Source organism: Bacillus sp. 2CMS4F, assembly GCF_023161785.1.
In the GTDB taxonomy this organism is placed as follows: domain Bacteria; phylum Bacillota; class Bacilli; order Bacillales; family Bacillaceae; genus Bacillus; species Bacillus halotolerans.
Window position 1 is genome coordinate 1 of record NZ_JALNTO010000023.1, and the last position, 17,444, is coordinate 17,444.

The window sequence follows — 17,444 nt, forward strand, 5'->3', positions numbered from 1 at the left end:
GGAGCGGGTGATGAGAATCGAACTCACGACATCAGCTTGGAAGGCTGAGGTTTTACCACTAAACTACACCCGCATGTATATTATATTGGCGCGCCCGAGAGGAGTCGAACCCCTAACCTTTTGATCCGTAGTCAAACGCTCTATCCAATTGAGCTACGGGCGCTTATCGAGCGACTTAACTATCATACTATCAATTGATGTTAAAGTCAAGATGTTTTTTTGAATGTTTTTTCAAATCTTTTTGATTCGACTTTATCTATTATACACATTTTGAAGTGTTTGTAAACACCTTCGAAAAACTTTTTTATTTTTCATTTTGTTCTGCGCTGTTCATCAGCGACGTTTAATAATATACCATGTGTTTTTTTATCGGTCAACACTTTTCTATATTTTTGTTTCATTTTTCTCATTTTCTTTTCAGCTGTTGGTTAGTCCGTATAGTTTATCTGATTGTACAGATGATATAGAAAACAAAATAAATAAGAAAAGAGGCGTGTTATGTTTTACTACAAAGAAGAACTAATCAATATCATTAAACCCGATAAGCCAGATCCGGCCGCAGCTAAAGTACTGCAGGAAATATTAGGCGGACATTACGGAGAAATGCGTACAATGATGCAATATTTCTTTCAAAGCTCCAATTTCAGAGGAAAGCAGAAACAATATCGTGATTTGCTGCGCGGCATCTTTTTAGAAGAAATTGCCCATGTAGAGCTTGTGCAAAATACAATCAATGCCTTGTTGGATGAATCAGGCGGTGCTGGAGTCGGCAGCCAGGGTATAGATCACGCCCCCCTTGATGAAGCAGTTAAACATGCTAACCCTCATCATTACATTATTGGCGCACAGAGTTCACTCCCGGTTGATGCTGGCGGCAATCCTTGGAACGCGTCGTGGGTGTATAATCACGGAAACTTAATCACTGACCTGTTGGATAACTTGTTGCTTGAGTCTACTGGTGTTCTCCAAAAAACAAGAATTTATGAAATGAGCTCTAATCAGACGTTCCGAGAAACACTCGCTTTTCTTATTGTTCGTGACAATGCTCATCAAAATGCTTTCGCTAAAGCGCTTGAGACTTTGGGTGTTGACTGGGCTAAGCTTTTTCCAGTTCCGAATTACGACATTAATAAATATCCAGAGTGCAGAAAGTATGTTGAATTAGGATACCATAATGTACAGTTTAATTTCAGATTAGATGAAACAAGAATTGCAGAGATCTTTCAAGGGAAATCTCCAAGCAGGAATGGCGGCGAGCTGCAAGTAACTGAACCTCCGGCTGGATTTCCTGTTCCGGTTCTTCCGGAAATGCCGAATGAACATAGTCCCGGCTTAGGGGATATGAACGCCTGATGAGCAAAAGGTTCTCAAGGATATCCTTGAGAACCTTTTCTTAATAGTAAAACGTTTTTTATTCAACTATAGGTGTTAATGTATCACCGTTCCATACTTCTCCCTTATTTAATGTCCAGCTATCATTGTAGAGAGATGAAGCGCCTTTGTTCACAGCCGGGCTCCATTCATCATTCCAGGCCAGAAAATAAGTGGTTTTAGGATATTTTTGTTTTATCGCACTCATAAACAGGCTGTAATCAAAGCTGCCGTTTGCTGTTTGCGGACCAACTTCTGTGAAGGCAAATGGTTTATTAAGTGCTGTGAGCTGGTCATATCCGCTTATCGAATATGGATCTTGAAAGTATGCATCTAGCCCAACTATATCTACGTATGAAGCTCCAGGGTAAAAATCTGTTTTAAAATCTCGATTAGCGTCGGGAGAGTAAACCCACAATAAATGATCCAATCCTCGTTCGTCAGTCATATAATGATAGATTTTGATGTAGAGCTGTTTATATAAGTAGATTCTTTCATCATCCTTTTGATTATATGACGTAAGCCCCCACCAAAACCACTCGCCGTTCATCTCATGCAGCGGTCTGAACAGAACGGGCACGCCTTGGTTTTCCAGCTCTTGAAGTCCGTCAGCGATTTTGCTGAGCATGGCGTTCAGCAGCTTCCCCTCTGTTGTAGAGGAGTCTAACAGTTTTTTATACTGATCGTTGGTAATCGGTGTTTTATAGTGTCCTGACTGATAAGCAGGATTCGCTAGATGCAGACTGATCTGCGGAATCCCTCCGCTTTTCCAATACGAAATTAAATCACTGTTGCAGCTTACGTCTATAGAATCTTCAATGTTTGAGGTTTCAAGCCATCCCCTCGCGTAATCACAGCCGTAAATGGCAGGTGATTGTCCGGCTGAGCTTCGGATTCTTTCTGCTTCGGCCATGGAGAATGTGTCATGACTGTAACCGCCAAACGCACCGGAAAGCACTCTGTTTTCAGAACGATTCGGCAGGTGGGCGAGCCAATTCATCACATCTTTTGTTGTCTGCTGTGCCTTAGGATTAACAGGTGACACAGTATGTGCTTGAATCGGCTCAGCCAAAACGGCAGACGCAAATAAAAATAAGATGAACAAACAGATGATAGGTTTCTTTAACACAGAAATTCCTCCGTTCTTATTAAGGATGAGATATGATCAGCTCGCAAGTTCCTTCTATTGAAAACTCACCAAAATGGGCAGGCAAAATAAAGTGTGAGCCTTTATTGCATTCATACTGCACACCGTTGTGTTCTATTATCCCTGAGCCTTCGACAACACTGCATAGCAAATAGGTTTGAGGAGAAGGAAAAACCGGCTTGCCACTGACATTCCATTTGTAAACTGAGAAATAATCTGACTGAACATAAGACGTAATCACGGCATCCTTCATTTCTTTCACCGCCGGTATTGATTCAGAATCCACATGCGGTATGTTTACGACTTCCATCGCTTTTTCTATATGGAGATCCCTTTTTTGGCCATGGTCATTACAGCGATCATAATCGTATACTCGATATGTGGTATCAGAATTTTGCTGAATTTCAAGGACCAGGGTGCCCTCACACAATGCATGCAGCGTGCCGCTTGGAACATAAAAGAAATCTCCTGGCTTTATGTTGATGCGCCTAAGCAGTCCGTTCCAGTCACCGCTTTCTATAAGCTGTTTGAATTCTTCCTTCGTGCTTGCGTGATGTCCCAAAATCAGTTCCGCGCCTTCTTGGCAATCAATAATATACCAGCACTCTGTTTTTCCGAGGTCTCCGTTTTCGTGCACCATGGCATAATGATCATCAGGATGCACTTGTACGGAGAGGTCCATGTTGGCATCAAGTACTTTCACCAGTAACGGAAACACGCTTCTTTGCGGAAAGCCGAAAAACTCCGGGCATTCTTTCCACACTTGATCTAGTGTTTTTCCTGCCAACCGGCCATTTTGAACAGTCGATGATCCATTGGCATGGGCCGAGACAGACCAGCATTCGCCAGTTTTTTCTGAAGGGATGCTGTAGCCGAATCTATCACGAAGCGCTGTGCCGCCCCATATCCTTTCTTTAAAAATCGGCTCTAAAAATAAAGGATGCTTCATGATGAAACCTCCCCGGATGCTTCTTCTGCTTTTAATGCCTGATCGGCTAAAACAAACGTTCCGATGATTCCGGCATTTCTGCCTAAACGGGGAGCTACAATATACTCATTTATACTTTCTGATAATTCAGAAAAATTAAAGTAGCTGTTCATTATTTTAGGTACATATTGATAGATATAAGGGAACAGCTGACTCTGATTCATGACGCCGCCGCCAAGAATAACTTTTTTTGGTGCCAGAATGAGGATATATTGTGCCAGCGCCTGCGCAATGTAATATCCTTCAAGTTCCCAGACCTCATTAATATGTGATAAATCTGCGGCCTTTTTTCCCCATCGTGCCTCTATAGCAGGACCGGAAGCCAGACCCTCGAAGCAATCCTTATGATAAGGGCACTTTCCTTGATACGTGTCATCCGGATGGCGGCGAATATAGATATGGCCCATTTCAGGATGTGACAATCCTTGCAGAAGCCGCCCTTCTATAATCGCGCCTGCACCAATGCCAGTGCCGACCGTGATATATAAGCAGCTGTCGAAGTCTTTAGCTGCGCCGAAAAGAGATTCACCGAGGGCCGCAGCGTTCACATCCGTACTGAATCCAGCAGGAATATTCATTTCTTCTTTTATCGTTTTCAAAAATGGATAGTGTCTCCAGCCTGGTTTAGGCGTGGCAGTAATGGTTCCGTATGTTTTACTGTTTACATCTGTATCAACGGGACCAAAGGAGCCGATGCCGATTGCCTGTAGCGAGAATTGGCGAAAATATTGAATGACTTTCTCTATCGTTTGATCCGGCACCGCTGTTGGTATCTCTATTCTGTCAATGATCGTTCCATCTTCTGTTCCGACGGCACATACAAATTTTGTGCCGCCTGCTTCAATACCGCCAAGCATGCAGATGGCCTCCTTGTTATCTCCGCGATCAGCGCCTTACATTTACCGAAGTGACGACAAATTTGTCATGCCGATGACGTGAAAAGGAATATTCAAATGGAATTCCGTTATCTAAGAAGCCCACGTGCTCAACTTCAAGAATGGGATCATCCTGTTTGCAGCCCAGATGCTGCTGATCCATCTCATCAGATTTACAGGCTCTGATTTTCCGGTGCGTTCCGGCAATTTTTAGCTGAAGCCCGTTTGTGATGTGATCATAAATAGAGTGGTGCAGCACCTCATCATTAATGCCGGGGATTAAGTGTGTCGGCATATATGTTTTTTCCAATACATATGGCTCGCCTTCCACAATTCGCAGCCGTACAACAAAATAAACCGGCGTTTTCTGATCAATTGATAAATGGGCAGCCACTTCCTCAGTGGGAAATTGCACCTCAAACTGAATGACCTTGCTTTTGATTTTTTTGTCTTTTAACAAATTGGTCAGACCGAGGATTTCATTGCTGACGACATGGACATGATCATCCTGTATCGCAGATTGAATGATAAAGGTTCCGTGACCGCGTTTTCTGAATAACAGTCCTTCAGCAACTAAATTATCAAGAGCTCTTTTCATCGTCATGCGGCTTGAATTGAACTCTTTTGCAAGAGATACTTCATCGGGAATCGGCTGATCGATGGGATATACGTTATTTTTGATTCGTTTTCTCATTTCATTTGCAATGATTTCGTATTTATTCATTGGTATCCTCCGGCAGCTGTAAAAATTTTGATATCGAATAAGCTTCTTTACGGATATCATAAGTTCTTTTTCCTGTTTCATCAATGTTATGGCTATTTGTTGTCTCTGTTAGGAATCATGACCGCCGGAAGACCTTTTTGCTATAGCAACCTAAAAACCATTTTTCTCAGCAACCTCTTTGAACCACTTTCCGCTCTTTTTGACAGTTCTTTCTCCGTTTTTCTCCAGATTGACTGAAACAAATCCGTATCGGTTTTTATAAGCGTTTGTCCATGACCAATTGTCCATAAACGTCCATAAGTGATAGCCTTTTGCGTTTGAGCCTTCCTGTATAGCGCGGTGAATCCATTTTAAGTGCTCTTTGATAAATTCAATTCGGTAGTCATCTTGAATCATCCCCTGCTCGTCTCTGAAACGCTCTTCCCCTTCAACCCCCATGCCGTTTTCAGAAATAAAGCACTCGATATTGCCGTAATTTTCTTTTAGATTGATCAGGATATCATAAACGCCTTTTTCGTAAATCTCCCAGCCCCGATGAGGATTCATTTTGCGGCCCGGCATGACGTAAGGATCGAAATACCTGTCAGGCAAAAACGGCGCCTCCGAATTTGGCAGGTGCTCTTTTGCTTTTACACGTCTCGGCTGATAATAGTTCACACCTAATAAGTCAACCGTATGCTGTTTAATGATCTCGAGATCCTCTTTCTCGTATTCAGGCATAAAGCCTTCAGTTTTTAAAATGTGTATGAGTTCCTTTGGAAACTCGCCTTTTACAGAAGGGTCTAAAAAAGATCGGTTAAAGAACGTATCTGCTATTTCTCCCGCTTTTACATCTGCCGGGTGGCTGCTTCTCGGATAGGATGGTGTCAAATTTAAGATGATGCCGATTTTTCCATCCTGCTTCATCTCTCTGTAAGCCTGAATGGCGCGGGCGCTTGATAACAACGTGTGAAACCCGACTTGAACGGCTTCTTTAAAATCTACCTTGTTCGGATAATGAAAATCATATAAGTATCCGCCTTCTACCGGCACGATCGGCTCGTTATGCGTGAACCATTTTTTCACCCGATCGCCAAACAAACGAAAACAAGTTCTTGCATAGTTTTCATAAGCGTCCACCGTTTCTCTGTTTGCCCAGCCGCCGATGTTCTGAAGTTCCATCGGCATATCGAAATGAAACAAATTGACAAAAGGTTCTATTCCGTTAGCCGTGAACTCATCAATGACGCTGTTATAAAAGTCCGCGGCTTTAGGGTTGATCTCGCCTGTTCCGCCCGGTATTAACCGCGACCACGAAATCGACATGCGGAACGAGTTGTGACCAAGCTCCTTCATCAGCCTGATATCGTCTTTATAGTTGTCGTAAAATTGCGATGTGGATGCAGGTCCTACATGATCAAAAAAGCGATGAGGCTCTTTTTCAAACCAGTAATCCCAAATATTCTTCCCTTTTCCGTCTCGATCGGAGGCCCCCTCCGTTTGTGTCGCTGAAGCGGATGATCCCCACCAAAAATCTTTCGGAAAACGATACTGTTCTGTTTGAGTCAAGTTCTCTCTCTCCTTCTGTCACATTTTGATGCTGTTATCATTTTGCTGTGCTGTTTCCTGAACAGCCTGTTCCTTTTCTTTTGCCAAATGTAATTTATCCATTGCTTTCAGGAACGGGAACCATATCACAAAGACAATCATCAGATTGACAAGCTGCATTACGCCGCCCATGATTGAGTTTGTCGCCATGATGCCATTAATAAATAGCGGGACCGTCCATGGGACCGTGACACCTGTTGGAGGCGGAACAAGTCCGGCGGACATAGCCAGATAGGTGACGAGTGTAACAACCATCGGCGCCAAAACCCAAGGCACAAGGATGATCGGATTCATCACAATCGGCAGTCCGAAGATAATCGGTTCGTTTACGTTAAAAATCCCTGGAGCAAGGCCGAGTTTTGATACTTGCTTCATCTGCCTGCTTTTCATGAATATAAGAATCGTAAATACAATCGCCAGCGTCATCCCGGTTCCGCCCATTCCCACTGTATAAATCTCCATAAACGGTTTTGAGATGATGTGCGGCACTTCTTTTCCCGCTGTGTAGGCTGCCAGGTTTTCCACCTGCAGTGTATTCCAAATCGGGTCCATCACAGAGTTGATAATGATTTGCCCATGCAATCCGAAAAACCAAAGAATTTGAATAAAAAATACAGCAATCAGCGTCGGAATGATACCGCTTCCAAGTCCGACAAGTGGAGCCTGAATCGCATGATAAATGACATCATGCATGTTGGTTTTGAAAAGCTGGGTGACCAGAACGTTAATCAGCAAAAACACAGTCAATGTGATAAAAGCCGGAATAAGTGCGGCAAATGATTTTGCTACAGCCGGCGGAACCCCGGCAGGCATTTTGATCGTCAGGTTTTTTTGAACGATTCTTCTGTAGATTTCACCAGAAAGAAATGCCGTGATCATACCCAGAAACATTCCTTTGGCACCGAGGCGGTCTACCGGAATGACTCCGGTTATGGCATCTCCTGTTTCCGGCTGAACGATAAAAGGCGTCAGCAGCAAAAAGGAAACCAAAGCGATCGCACCGCCAAACACAGCTTCGACCTGATAGCTTTTTGAGAGATAATAGCCTATACCAAACACGACGAAGACAGACATAATCCCCATGGTCGCCGTAGACGCAATGCCAAAATTGGACTGAAACGATGTGAGCATTGAAGCATTCATGATTTTATTTAAAAACGGCAGGTTCGTTAACACCACAAAAATGGATCCGAATATCGTAAGCGGGAAGGCCAGCATAAACGCATCGCGCAACACCTGCAAATAACGGTTATTATTTAACCTCCCTGCAATTGGAACAAGGAACTGGCTGATTTTCTCGAACACCCTATCCACCCCGATTTTTATATATTCTTTGTTTTAAAGATGCCAAGCAGCTCTTTTACCAATTCTTTCATGGTCAATGTTGACATCAGATGATCTTCCGCGTGCATAAGCAGCAATGAGAAATTGGCTGCCTCGCCGCCTGATTCTTTCTGTATCATTTGAAAGTGAATGTCATGGGCTGCAGATAGGGCATCCTCAGCCTGGGCAATAAGGGCATCTGCCTCCCCCCTGTTTCCTTCCTTGTAGGCGCGCAGTGATTGAATGATGCAGCTGCGGGCATTGCCGCTGTGGAGAATAAGCTGAAAGCTGATTTGTTCGTCTGTTAAATCGGTGATTTTTATCTGCTCCATCATTGTTGCCCCATTAATGACAAAGCCTGTTCATAAGCTTTTTTGCCATCAGCCATTCCGTAAGCCATCATGTCAATGACCTCAACCCGAATGTTGTATTGGTCGGCTTCTTTTTGCAGTTCGCTTTTCAGAAAGCTCATTTGCGGGCCGATTAAAACCGCATCTGCCTTTTGCATATCTTCTTTCGCTTTATCCTGGCCGACTGCCCAGATCTCCGCTTCCTCACCGATGGATTGCGCGTATTCTTTCATTTTTGTCACCAACAAACTGGTGGACATTCCCGAACTGCACGCCAGTAAAATTTTCTTCAATGGATGACCCCCCTCTTTTATTTAAAACGCTTACAAAATTTATTATAGTCATTTAATTTTAATTGTCTATACTTTTATAAAAATAAATATATTCATATTTTTCGGTTCAACTATTTATCAAATTTTTCTATGGAAGATTCGCTCACAATATGTTAAACTCATCCTCGGAAACTACATCAATTAAATAGCTATTTTTACTTGTATAACCTCAATAATATGGATTGAGGGTGTCTACCAGGAACCGTAAAATCCTGATTACAAAAATTGTGTATCACTTTTTTTGTAATCAGGATTTTTTTATTTGTCAAAAAATTTATGTAAAGGAGTTTGTTATGAATTTTAAAGTTTTTCTGCTTGCAGCTTCTACGATTGCAGTCGGATTGGTTGAGTTAATTGTGGGTGGGATTCTTCCTCAAATCGCAAATGATTTACACATTTCCATTGTTTCGGCCGGACAGCTGATCAGTGTGTTTGCGCTGGGATATGCTGTTTCAGGGCCGCTGCTTTTGGCAATGACCGCGAAGGTTGAACGGAAGCGTTTATATTTAATTGCGTTATTTGTTTTCTTTTTAAGTAACCTTGTCGCCTATTTCAGCCCTAACTTTGCGATGCTGATGGTATCAAGGGTATTGGCGGCGATGAGCACAGGGCTGATTGTGGTCCTTTCCTTGACAATTGCGCCGAAAATTGTGGCGCCTGAATACAGGGCCCGCGCAATCGGCATTATTTTTATGGGATTCAGTTCTGCCATCGCATTAGGTGTGCCGCTTGGAATATTGATCAGCAATTCCTTCGGATGGCGCATTTTGTTCCTTGGCATCGGGCTTCTGGCGCTTGTCTCTATGCTGATTATTTCAATCTTTTTTGAGAAGATACCGACGGAGAAAATGATTCCATTCCGGGATCAAATCAAGACAATTGCCAATGCGAAAATCGCCAGCTCGCATCTTGTGACGATGTTTACATTAGCGGGGCACTACACTTTATATGCTTATTTTGCCCCGTTTTTAGAGACGACTCTCCATCTAAGCTCTTTCTGGGTCAGCATTTGCTATTTCCTTTTCGGAATATCTGCCGTGTGCGGAGGTCCTTTTGGAGGAGCGCTTTCTGACCGGCTCGGTTCCTTTAAGAGCATCTTGCTGGTGACCGGTTCCTTTGCCATCATTATGTTCTTATTGCCGCTGTCAACGTCGTCTATGATTTTCTTTTTGCCTGTTATGGTCATTTGGGGATTGCTGAGCTGGAGTCTGGCTCCCGCACAGCAAAGCTATTTAATTGAGATTGCACCGGACACGTCTGACATTCAGCAAAGCTTTAATACGTCTGCGCTGCAAATCGGGATTGCCCTTGGTTCGGCCATTGGCGGTGTTGTATTGGATCAGACGGGGACTGTTGTGTCAACAGCTTGGTGCGGAGGATCGATTGTTGTGATCGCCGTTCTGTTTGCTTTATTTTCTTTAACAAGACCTGTTCATACCGTAAAAAAATCCTCCTTGTAAAGGGAGGATTTTTTCTTTATTTAGCTGAAAGCTCGTCTTCAGTTACCCACTTATGATTTTTTACTTTTTCTCCGCTTGTTGTCGATGTATAGTCCACCATGTATACCGTTGTTTTTTCTGCAGAGTCGATTTCAGCAGTTGCTCCCTTCATGCCTTTCATGTGAGAGGCCTCTAAAATCGCCTGATCTCCGGGATTGAGAGGTTTATCTCCTGCATCTTTTATCTCTTCTTGGATCACCCATTTGTGATGATCAACTCGCTGTCCTCCGGTTGTCGGTGTATAAGAAACAACATATGCCGTTGTGTCGTATGCGCCTGTAACTGTTGCTTCAGCGCCCTTCATACCTTTCATATGAGAAGCATTGATGATGACCTGGCTGCCTATTTTATATTTAGGATGTTTCGATTCCGTTAATCCCTCTGGAACTTCAGCAGATCCGGAATGATCCATTTCTTCGTGTGAGCCGGAGTCCGAATGACTTTCATGAGTGCTTTCTTTTTTGCTGTCGCTATTTCCGCATGCTGATAAAACAAAAATAAGTGACATCAATAAAATTCCAAGTGCCTTTTTCGAAATCTTCATGTTCATTCTCCTTTGCTTCATTTTTTGGTGTGAATTTAATCCGCAGAAACAGAATGGCCTTCACATCTGCCTGTCAAACATGATCTTTTCAATAATACTATACCCCCGGACGGTATGTAAATGCGCTGATATTCTCATAAAATATGCTGCTGTTTGTCCTATTCCCCGTGTTCCGCAGAATAAAACGCGGTTGATAAAAGCCGCGGTTGCGCGGCTTCGGTTAGTTTTCGATTACTTTGACATACACGCCTTTTTTTGCTTTCTGATAAGCGGTCTCTCCCATTTTTCTGATGTTTTGAGATACTGATGAGGATGTGATCCATTCATTATGATGGAAAACAGAAGGGTCGATGAGACGCATTTTCTTTTTTCGATGAAAATCGTAATGAATGTCATCCTCTTTTACTTGTATGTGAGGATGTATTTTTTCAAGCAGTCTCAGTACTTCTTCATTTTCTGATGAATGCAGGATATCTAACACCTCTTGGTCTGTTTTCAGCAAATCTTCGGCGGCGATGACATTGTGCTGCAGCGCAGCCTTCAGCGTTCGCGCTAAGTATTCATACCCATATACATTCACTGGGTTCATAAAGAAATCGATTACTTCCTTGTAATACACTCGCACGAACCATTCGGCTGTTCCGATACCATCTGGAAACACCCTTCCGTTTCTCACAATGAGGCGATCTAAAAAGATTTCTGCTTCGCGGAGCGTGATCTGTCCATATTGATACATGTCACGCAGCGTGTAGTCTATGCGATCAGCACACAGCTCCGGTGCGGGCTGTTCGAGCAGTGTCCATCTTGTATCATTTAATAAAAGATCGTCGGCATCATAACCGTGTTTTTTTAGAATTCCAGGGATCTCGGATTGGCCAATGACTTGTTGAAAAATGTTTTCATGATAATCTTCCGCTTCATTTTCAAATACAAAATCGATTACATGAGAAAATGCTGTGTGCGACACATCGTGGAGAAGACCTGCGATCTGCTCTTCTATGGTTCCCCCCAGTCTTTTGATTAGAAGCATAACGCCAATGGAGTGCTCATACCGGGTCACATTCCACTTTGGATTGACTAAAAAGCTGGCGCCGCCTTGATAAACCCCTTTTAATCTTTGCACGGGTGCGCTTTTTATGAGTTCTTCCAGTACTCCGTCTATTTGATGCCTGCCGTAAAGCACATCGTTTATTTCCATACTGTCACCTCAAAATCTATTTTCTTCTTCGGATGCATTGCAGTGAGAGATTTTATCCCTAGCAAATTGGAAGAATGAAAAAGCTTGTCTGCTTTCTTCTTTATCAAGGGATTGGAGTAATTCTTTCAATTCACATACATCATCACTAGCCGGTCAGATTCGCACATCATATTCACTTTCGCCACTGTCTCTTCACTCCTTATCATCTTGTAAACTCAATCTTTAAAATCGATTAATACTAGCTTAACACTTTAAAAATATAATGGGTTTGTCATTGAGGATCATATTTTTAGGAGGTTATTCAGTTGAAAAAATTCCCGAAGAAGCTGCTGCCTATTGCGGTGTTATCATCTATTGCGCTCAGCAGCCTAGTCAGCGGCAGCGTACCTGAAGCCAGCGCCCAGGAAAAGAAAAAGGGGAATCAAAACGAAATTAAGAATGTCATCGTCCTGATCGGTGATGGGATGGGTGTGTCTTATACGTCCGCTCATCGTTACTTAAAGGATAATAAAAAAACAAAGGTTGTTGAGCCTACAGCTTTTGACCAGTACCTTGTCGGCCAGCAGACGACTTACCCTGAAGACCCTGAACAAAATGTAACGGATTCTGCTTCTGCCGCAACCGCTATGTCAGCTGGGGTTAAAACATATAATAATGCAATTGCAGTGGATAATGACGGTTCAGAGGTCAAAACAGTTCTTGAAGCGGCAAAAGAAAAAGGAAAATCGACCGGCCTTGTCGCCACTTCAGAGATTACTCACGCCACTCCGGCTTCTTTCGGCTCACATGATCACAGCCGGAAAAACATGAATTCTATTGCAGACGACTATTTTGATGAAATGGTGAACGGCAAGCACAAAATTGATGTCCTTCTAGGCGGTGGAAAAAGCAATTTTGACCGCAAGGACCGTAATTTGGTAAAGGAATTCAAAAAAGCGGGATACAGCTATGTGGATAACCGCAAGGACATGCTGAAAAACAAGGACAGCCAAGTTCTCGGCCTATTCGCTGACGGCGGCCTGCCTAAAAAGATCGACCGCACGAAGGATATTCCTTCATTAAAAGACATGACAAACACAGCTCTCAAAAAATTAAGCAAGGACAAAGACGGTTTCTTCCTCATGGTTGAAGGAAGCCAGATTGACTGGGCGGGGCATGACAATGATATTGTCGGCGCCATGAGTGAGATGGAGGACTTTGAACAAGCCTACAAGGCAGCGATCGATTTCGCTAAAAAAGACAAGCATACATTGGTTGTCGCAACGGCTGACCACTCAACCGGCGGGTACTCCATCGGTGCGGACGGCATTTACAACTGGTTCAGTGAGCCAATTAAAGCGGCAAAACGCACGCCTGACTTCATGGCAGAAAAAATCGCCGGCGGCGCAGATGTTGAAAAAACATTAAAAACGTATATTGATCAAAAGAAATTAGCTTTAACTGCATCTGAAATTCAATCTGTTGAAAAAGCGGCAAAATCGAAGGAAGTCCTTGATATCGATAATGCGATTGAGGAGATTTTCAATAAACGCTCTCACACAGGATGGACAACAGGCGGACATACCGGCGAGGATGTTCCTGTCTATGCGTACGGACCGTCCAGTGAGAAGTTTTCCGGCCAAATCGATAATACTGAAATCGCCAAAAATGTTTTCGACGCTTTACAATACAACATTAAGATCAAGGATAAGTAAGAGAATACAAGGTGTCCCGTTGCTTGTTTAAGGAACGGGCTCTTTTCTTAATGGAGGACTCATGATGAAAAAGTTTCTATCGATTTTATTTTTTATCGTCATGCTTGCGGGCTGTTCATCAAACGCCGATTCTGAAAAACAAAATACAGCCGGAGAGCAAACAGCAAAAGCCACACCGCAAAGCACTTCGTCTCAAAAGGACAGTATAGATGAGTATCAGCCTAATGCACAGGTAACAGATGACCGGTCATTGCTGAAGGTAAATCAAACGTTTTCTGATGACAAAGGTGAAGCCGTCTTAAAAGATATCAAACAAGTCAATCAAACTTATAAGATTGGAAACGTAGAGTTAACAGTAAAAGAAATGAAGCTGATCCACTTACGTCCGGATTACAGCATGATTGATTATTTTCATGTATTAACACACGATGAAGAGTTTGATTTCGTCAAAGTTTTCGTTGATATCAAAAACACATCTTCCGAGAAAGTGAATTTTGCCCCGATTGCATTGATGAGAACAAATACAGGTGAAAGCTTTGATTGGAATAAAGATATGTACCTTGAAGAGTTGAATGGTGAATTAGAAGGCGGCGCCGAAAAATCCGGCAATCTCGGCTTTATTGTAAACGCAGCAAGCGGACATGCTCATGATGAACCATCAGCTGAGAAGAAGAAAAAAGAGATCAAATGGATTGAAATCACAACAAGTGACGTTTTTGACCAAAACCATAAGAAAATCACTGATTCTCAAAAGATCAAAATTGCATTTTAATCATTGCCTCCTGCACAGCGTACTGGAGGTTTCGTCTACGGATAGATATGAAAAAAACCGCTATTCAACACAGCGGTTTTCTTTATACACTTTTTTCTATTTGGTTTTCTGATGAATCAGCTGATCAATTCGCTCCATCACTTCGTCCATGTCCATACACTCTTGAAAGCTTTGATTGATTTTTTTAATGCCCTCCAAATATTGATCGTTTTGTAAAACTTCCTCTATCCCCTGTTTCAATAACTGCGCATTTACTTCATCCTTAGAGATCGTATAGCCCGCTTGGAGTTCAGAGAGACGCTGCGCTACCATTGGCTGATCCTTGTCATGAGGCATTACAACCAAAGGCACGTTAAAATGAATGCCTTCATTGACGCTATTCATGCCGCCGTGTGTAATGAAAACGTCTGAGTGTTCCAGCACTTCCAGCTGAGGCACATACGGGGCAATGATGAAGTTTTCCGGTGCCTGTTTTAATTTTGTGAGATCTGCTTTTTCTCCCGCTGCAATAACGACTAATCCATCAAAATTAGAAAAAGCATCAATACAAAGGTTGAAGAATTCTTCTGTTTTGTCCAGTACCGTACCCATTGAAATATAGATGACCTTTTCATCTTTTAACTGTTCAACAGGAAAATCCGTTTTGGCTGCTCTTTTTGGAAAACTTGGTCCGATAAACAGGCATTCATCCCCAAAACGATCGCTTTCGGGCTGAAAATATCGGCTTGTGTATACGACATTCAGTTCGCCTTTATTGTTCATGAATTGAACCAAGTTTTTCGGGGATACGCCGTATGTTTCTTTCATCTCTGCCAGCAGATTTTCACACTCTTTATCCAATTGTAAAGGCACTTCTGAATCCGGATGCAGCGGCAATATCTTTAAATGCTCTTCATCGAATAAGAAGGAAGCAGACGAAGAGATGCCCGGGATGTTGAGATAATCTCTGACCAGCTCTCCCGCACCGAATTTATCATAATAAACAAAGTCAAACTGAATGCTTTTTGACAACTCTTTTACGACATGTAAAATGTCCAGTGAGGTTTTGATATGTATTTTCAAGAAATCAAGAATGCCATTTGGCGAAGCGACTTGAATAGGTGTTGTTCTCAGCAAATCCTGATGAAGGTGGACAGTCGCTCCCACCGCTTCTAATCTTTCTTTATATTTTTCAGTGGATATATAGTGAACATCATATCCCCGATCGGCAAAGGCTTTCGTAATGCCTAATGTAGGATTTACATGGCCTTCTGCTGGGAAATTCAGGATCAATACTTTTTTCATTCTGACAACTTCCTCTCACTCGTATTCCGTAAGCGTTCATAAGATGATATGCAATTTGTGCCTGATTAAACTGATGATAGTTCTCACTATCGATCATAATGGGGGAGACTGACGCCATGCAAGTGACAAATGATCGAATTATTCTGCCGCTTTAGGCTGATGCGGTTTTACGCTATCAATCCGTTACGATAAAGGATATCACCAGCGCTGCCAGCCAGTGAAATGACAATATGTCGGGAACTCAGGGCTGCTCGAGGCACCGCAGTCAAAAAATACGCCTATGTCCTCCTTTGTGTGAGAATGGCATTTATCTGCTTCTTATATTTCAACACCGTGAACGATTATCATCTGATTTTAACAAAGCAGCTTAGAGATAATGCCCGATGGGAGTAACAACGCAAGGCAGGCTGAGACGGTAAAAGCATTCAGCAGCCGCTTAAAACATCACTAAAAAGACACCGTGCTCGGTGCCCTTAAACCTTTCTGATCGTAAAAAATTTCCGCAGAAGCCACGGTGCTGGTGTGAATCCGAGTGTTAACTGCCAGGCGCCTATTGCTTGTAATCCATATTCTCGGACGATCAGCATCTTTTGGCTCATGCTCCTGACATCTTCAAACCATACCTCATGCGTCCGTCCCTGCTCATCTCTGTAGCGAAAAAATGGCGATTGATATTCGTTTGAATATTGAATAGGGGCTTGGTACCTCATCGCTGTTTCAATTGATTTTTGATTTGAGATAGCTGAAGCCACTGTTCCCGGCTGGTAAGGGATAATCCAATTGTAGCCGTAGAGCGGGACTCCGATGATGATTTTTCTCCGCGGCACCTGGGCAATCGCAAATTCAATTGTTCTTCTTATTTCAGTAATCGGCGCAACAGGCCCCGGCTCGCTTCCCGCATGATGCCAGTCATACGCCATGATAAACATATAATTGACAACCGCTCCGATCCCTCCATAATCATAGCCCCTCAGCCACGGAATATCATCGCTTGTTTTTGCCGGAACCGCTATGGTCAGCACATACCCTCCCGGCTGCAGACGATCTCTCAGCTGACGCAAAAATCCTGTGAACAGATCCCGATCTGCGGCGCTCACTTGTTCAAAATCGATCGTCACGCCGCCATATCCCCTTGTGGATACCAAGTTATAAATATTGTTAACCAGATTGGTTCTGGCAGTTGGATTGTTTAACACTTGGTGTACGAGTTCCGTGCTGAAGCCTGCTGAGGTCAGATTTGTTATTGTAGCAAGCGGCGTCACCCGTCTTCTCCATGTAGTTTCAATAGCGGCTGCGTCATTCAATTGGTTTGCAATGTCGCCATTAGGCGCAATATGGTATTCGAAAATGGAAATCGAAGACGAATACGGGGCGTAATCATTGATTAAATCACGATCTAGATCCGGGTTGCGGAGCACGTAAAAGCTTAATGTTCCCGCGATATAGTTTGAGATATTAGGAATCGTCAGTCTCATTCCTGCTTGCAAGGCATTTGGATTTATAGCGGGATTTGCGGCTCTTAGCCGTTCTGACGGAACAAACGCTTTTGCCGCAATAGCTGCCAGCGTGTCTCCCGGCTGTACTGTATATACATAAAGAGGGATGAGCAGAGCCTGCCCCGGCACAATATTCGTTTCTTCTAAACCATTCACACCCCGTATTTGATCAACAGAAGCACCGTATCTTCTGCCTATGAAAAACAAAGAATCACCCGGCCGGACGATATGGATAAACATGTCTAACCCCCATTATTCGT

Annotated in this window: 16 protein-coding genes, 2 tRNA genes and 1 riboswitch; of the genes, 4 read left to right on the forward strand and 14 right to left on the reverse strand. The window is 43.0% G+C overall.

The genetic code is table 11. The features are described 5' to 3' along the window. Positions 1 to 2 precede the first annotated feature (2 nt). A tRNA-Gly gene (locus MTN95_RS20810) sits at positions 3 to 73 on the reverse strand. Positions 74 to 86: 13 nt separating this feature from the next. Next, positions 87 to 163: transfer RNA gene (locus MTN95_RS20815), tRNA-Arg, on the reverse strand. Positions 164 to 498: 335 nt separating this feature from the next. Between MTN95_RS20815 and MTN95_RS20820 the strand changes: the two genes are divergently transcribed. Next, positions 499 to 1,353 (forward strand): manganese catalase family protein, encoded by an 855-nt coding sequence (locus MTN95_RS20820; protein ID WP_024120402.1) that lies wholly within the window; start codon positions 499 to 501, stop codon positions 1,351 to 1,353. A gap of 58 nt (positions 1,354 to 1,411) precedes the next feature. Here the strand turns inward: MTN95_RS20820 and MTN95_RS20825 are convergent, their stop codons facing one another. From MTN95_RS20825 to MTN95_RS20860, 8 genes are all read right to left on the reverse strand, one after another. Continuing rightward, positions 1,412 to 2,500, reverse strand: a complete 1,089-nt coding sequence (locus MTN95_RS20825) for a glycoside hydrolase family 26 protein (protein ID WP_248339884.1) — start codon at positions 2,498 to 2,500, stop codon at positions 1,412 to 1,414. Between the two features lie 19 nt (positions 2,501 to 2,519). Further along, positions 2,520 to 3,467, reverse strand: a complete 948-nt coding sequence (gene manA, locus MTN95_RS20830) for a mannose-6-phosphate isomerase, class I (protein ID WP_248339886.1) — start codon at positions 3,465 to 3,467, stop codon at positions 2,520 to 2,522. Continuing rightward, entirely contained in the window at positions 3,464 to 4,363 is a 900-nt protein-coding gene (locus tag MTN95_RS20835) for an ROK family protein (RefSeq protein ID WP_248339887.1), read from the reverse strand. Before MTN95_RS20835 ends, manA begins: the two co-directional genes overlap by 4 nt. A gap of 28 nt (positions 4,364 to 4,391) precedes the next feature. Further along, positions 4,392 to 5,105 carry a GntR family transcriptional regulator gene (gmuR, locus tag MTN95_RS20840; RefSeq protein WP_248339889.1) on the reverse strand — a complete coding sequence of 238 codons (714 nt, stop codon included), beginning with the start codon at positions 5,103 to 5,105 and terminating at the stop codon, positions 4,392 to 4,394. Between the two features lie 150 nt (positions 5,106 to 5,255). Next, a complete protein-coding gene (locus tag MTN95_RS20845) occupies positions 5,256 to 6,653 on the reverse strand; it encodes a glycoside hydrolase family 1 protein (protein ID WP_248339890.1) in 1,398 nt (465 codons plus the stop codon). Between the two features lie 18 nt (positions 6,654 to 6,671). Further along, positions 6,672 to 7,997, reverse strand: a complete 1,326-nt coding sequence (celB, locus tag MTN95_RS20850) for a PTS cellobiose transporter subunit IIC (protein ID WP_202853879.1) — start codon at positions 7,995 to 7,997, stop codon at positions 6,672 to 6,674. 17 nt (positions 7,998 to 8,014) lie between these two features. Further along, a complete protein-coding gene (locus MTN95_RS20855) occupies positions 8,015 to 8,347 on the reverse strand; it encodes a PTS sugar transporter subunit IIA (protein WP_105955091.1) in 333 nt (110 codons plus the stop codon). Continuing rightward, entirely contained in the window at positions 8,347 to 8,658 is a 312-nt protein-coding gene (locus tag MTN95_RS20860; protein WP_024120394.1) for a PTS sugar transporter subunit IIB, read from the reverse strand. The genes MTN95_RS20855 and MTN95_RS20860 overlap by 1 nt, the downstream gene beginning before the upstream one ends. A 178-nt stretch (positions 8,659 to 8,836) precedes the next feature. Next, positions 8,837 to 8,936: riboswitch (purine riboswitch) on the forward strand. Positions 8,937 to 8,990: 54 nt separating this feature from the next. On the opposite strand from MTN95_RS20860, the gene pbuE reads away from it, so the two are divergent. Next, on the forward strand, positions 8,991 to 10,157 hold the full coding sequence (gene pbuE / locus MTN95_RS20865) for a purine transporter PbuE (RefSeq protein WP_105955092.1): 1,167 nt from the start codon (positions 8,991 to 8,993) through the stop codon (positions 10,155 to 10,157). A 16-nt stretch (positions 10,158 to 10,173) separates the two neighbouring features. Here the strand turns inward: pbuE and MTN95_RS20870 are convergent, their stop codons facing one another. Both MTN95_RS20870 and MTN95_RS20875 read right to left on the reverse strand, forming a co-directional pair. Beyond that, positions 10,174 to 10,740 (reverse strand): YdhK family protein, encoded by a 567-nt coding sequence (locus MTN95_RS20870; RefSeq protein WP_044161583.1) that lies wholly within the window; start codon positions 10,738 to 10,740, stop codon positions 10,174 to 10,176. Positions 10,741 to 10,960: 220 nt separating this feature from the next. Beyond that, complete coding sequence (locus MTN95_RS20875) at positions 10,961 to 11,938, reverse strand: HD domain-containing protein (RefSeq protein ID WP_248339891.1); 978 nt, start codon at positions 11,936 to 11,938, stop codon at positions 10,961 to 10,963. Positions 11,939 to 12,243: 305 nt separating this feature from the next. Here MTN95_RS20875 and phoB point away from each other — a divergent pair, with 305 nt between their 5' ends. Together phoB and MTN95_RS20885 are read left to right on the forward strand one after the other, a co-directional pair. Further along, the gene (gene phoB / locus MTN95_RS20880; protein WP_248339892.1) at positions 12,244 to 13,632 is read left to right on the forward strand and encodes an alkaline phosphatase family protein; all 1,389 of its coding nucleotides are present in this window, start codon (positions 12,244 to 12,246) and stop codon (positions 13,630 to 13,632) included. A gap of 64 nt (positions 13,633 to 13,696) precedes the next feature. Next, positions 13,697 to 14,404, forward strand: coding sequence for a membrane lipoprotein lipid attachment site-containing protein (locus MTN95_RS20885; RefSeq protein WP_248339905.1), 708 nt, complete (start codon positions 13,697 to 13,699; stop codon positions 14,402 to 14,404). Between the two features lie 96 nt (positions 14,405 to 14,500). Here MTN95_RS20885 and MTN95_RS20890 read toward each other — a convergent pair whose 3' ends face one another. Both MTN95_RS20890 and MTN95_RS20895 read right to left on the reverse strand, forming a co-directional pair. Further along, a complete protein-coding gene (locus tag MTN95_RS20890; RefSeq protein WP_105955096.1) occupies positions 14,501 to 15,688 on the reverse strand; it encodes a macrolide family glycosyltransferase in 1,188 nt (395 codons plus the stop codon). A 473-nt stretch (positions 15,689 to 16,161) separates the two neighbouring features. Then, the gene (locus MTN95_RS20895; RefSeq protein ID WP_248339893.1) at positions 16,162 to 17,424 is read right to left on the reverse strand and encodes a glycoside hydrolase family 18 protein; all 1,263 of its coding nucleotides are present in this window, start codon (positions 17,422 to 17,424) and stop codon (positions 16,162 to 16,164) included. Positions 17,425 to 17,444: the final 20 nt, after the last annotated feature.

Bases quoted from the DNA above. Each gene is read 5' to 3' on its own strand.
- MTN95_RS20820 (WP_024120402.1), top strand. From the start codon at position 499: ATGTTTTACTACAAAGAAGAACTAATCAATATCATTAAACCCGATAAG.
- manA (WP_248339886.1), bottom strand. From the start codon at position 3,467: ATGAAGCATCCTTTATTTTTAGAGCCGATTTTTAAAGAAAGGATATGG.
- MTN95_RS20835 (WP_248339887.1), bottom strand. From the start codon at position 4,363: ATGCTTGGCGGTATTGAAGCAGGCGGCACAAAATTTGTATGTGCCGTC.
- gmuR (WP_248339889.1), bottom strand. From the start codon at position 5,105: ATGAATAAATACGAAATCATTGCAAATGAAATGAGAAAACGAATCAAA.
- MTN95_RS20855 (WP_105955091.1), bottom strand. From the start codon at position 8,347: ATGGAGCAGATAAAAATCACCGATTTAACAGACGAACAAATCAGCTTT.
- pbuE (WP_105955092.1), top strand. From the start codon at position 8,991: ATGAATTTTAAAGTTTTTCTGCTTGCAGCTTCTACGATTGCAGTCGGA.
- MTN95_RS20870 (WP_044161583.1), bottom strand. From the start codon at position 10,740: ATGAAGATTTCGAAAAAGGCACTTGGAATTTTATTGATGTCACTTATT.
- MTN95_RS20875 (WP_248339891.1), bottom strand. From the start codon at position 11,938: ATGGAAATAAACGATGTGCTTTACGGCAGGCATCAAATAGACGGAGTA.
- MTN95_RS20885 (WP_248339905.1), top strand. From the start codon at position 13,697: ATGAAAAAGTTTCTATCGATTTTATTTTTTATCGTCATGCTTGCGGGC.
- MTN95_RS20890 (WP_105955096.1), bottom strand. From the start codon at position 15,688: ATGAAAAAAGTATTGATCCTGAATTTCCCAGCAGAAGGCCATGTAAAT.
- MTN95_RS20895 (WP_248339893.1), bottom strand. From the start codon at position 17,424: ATGTTTATCCATATCGTCCGGCCGGGTGATTCTTTGTTTTTCATAGGC.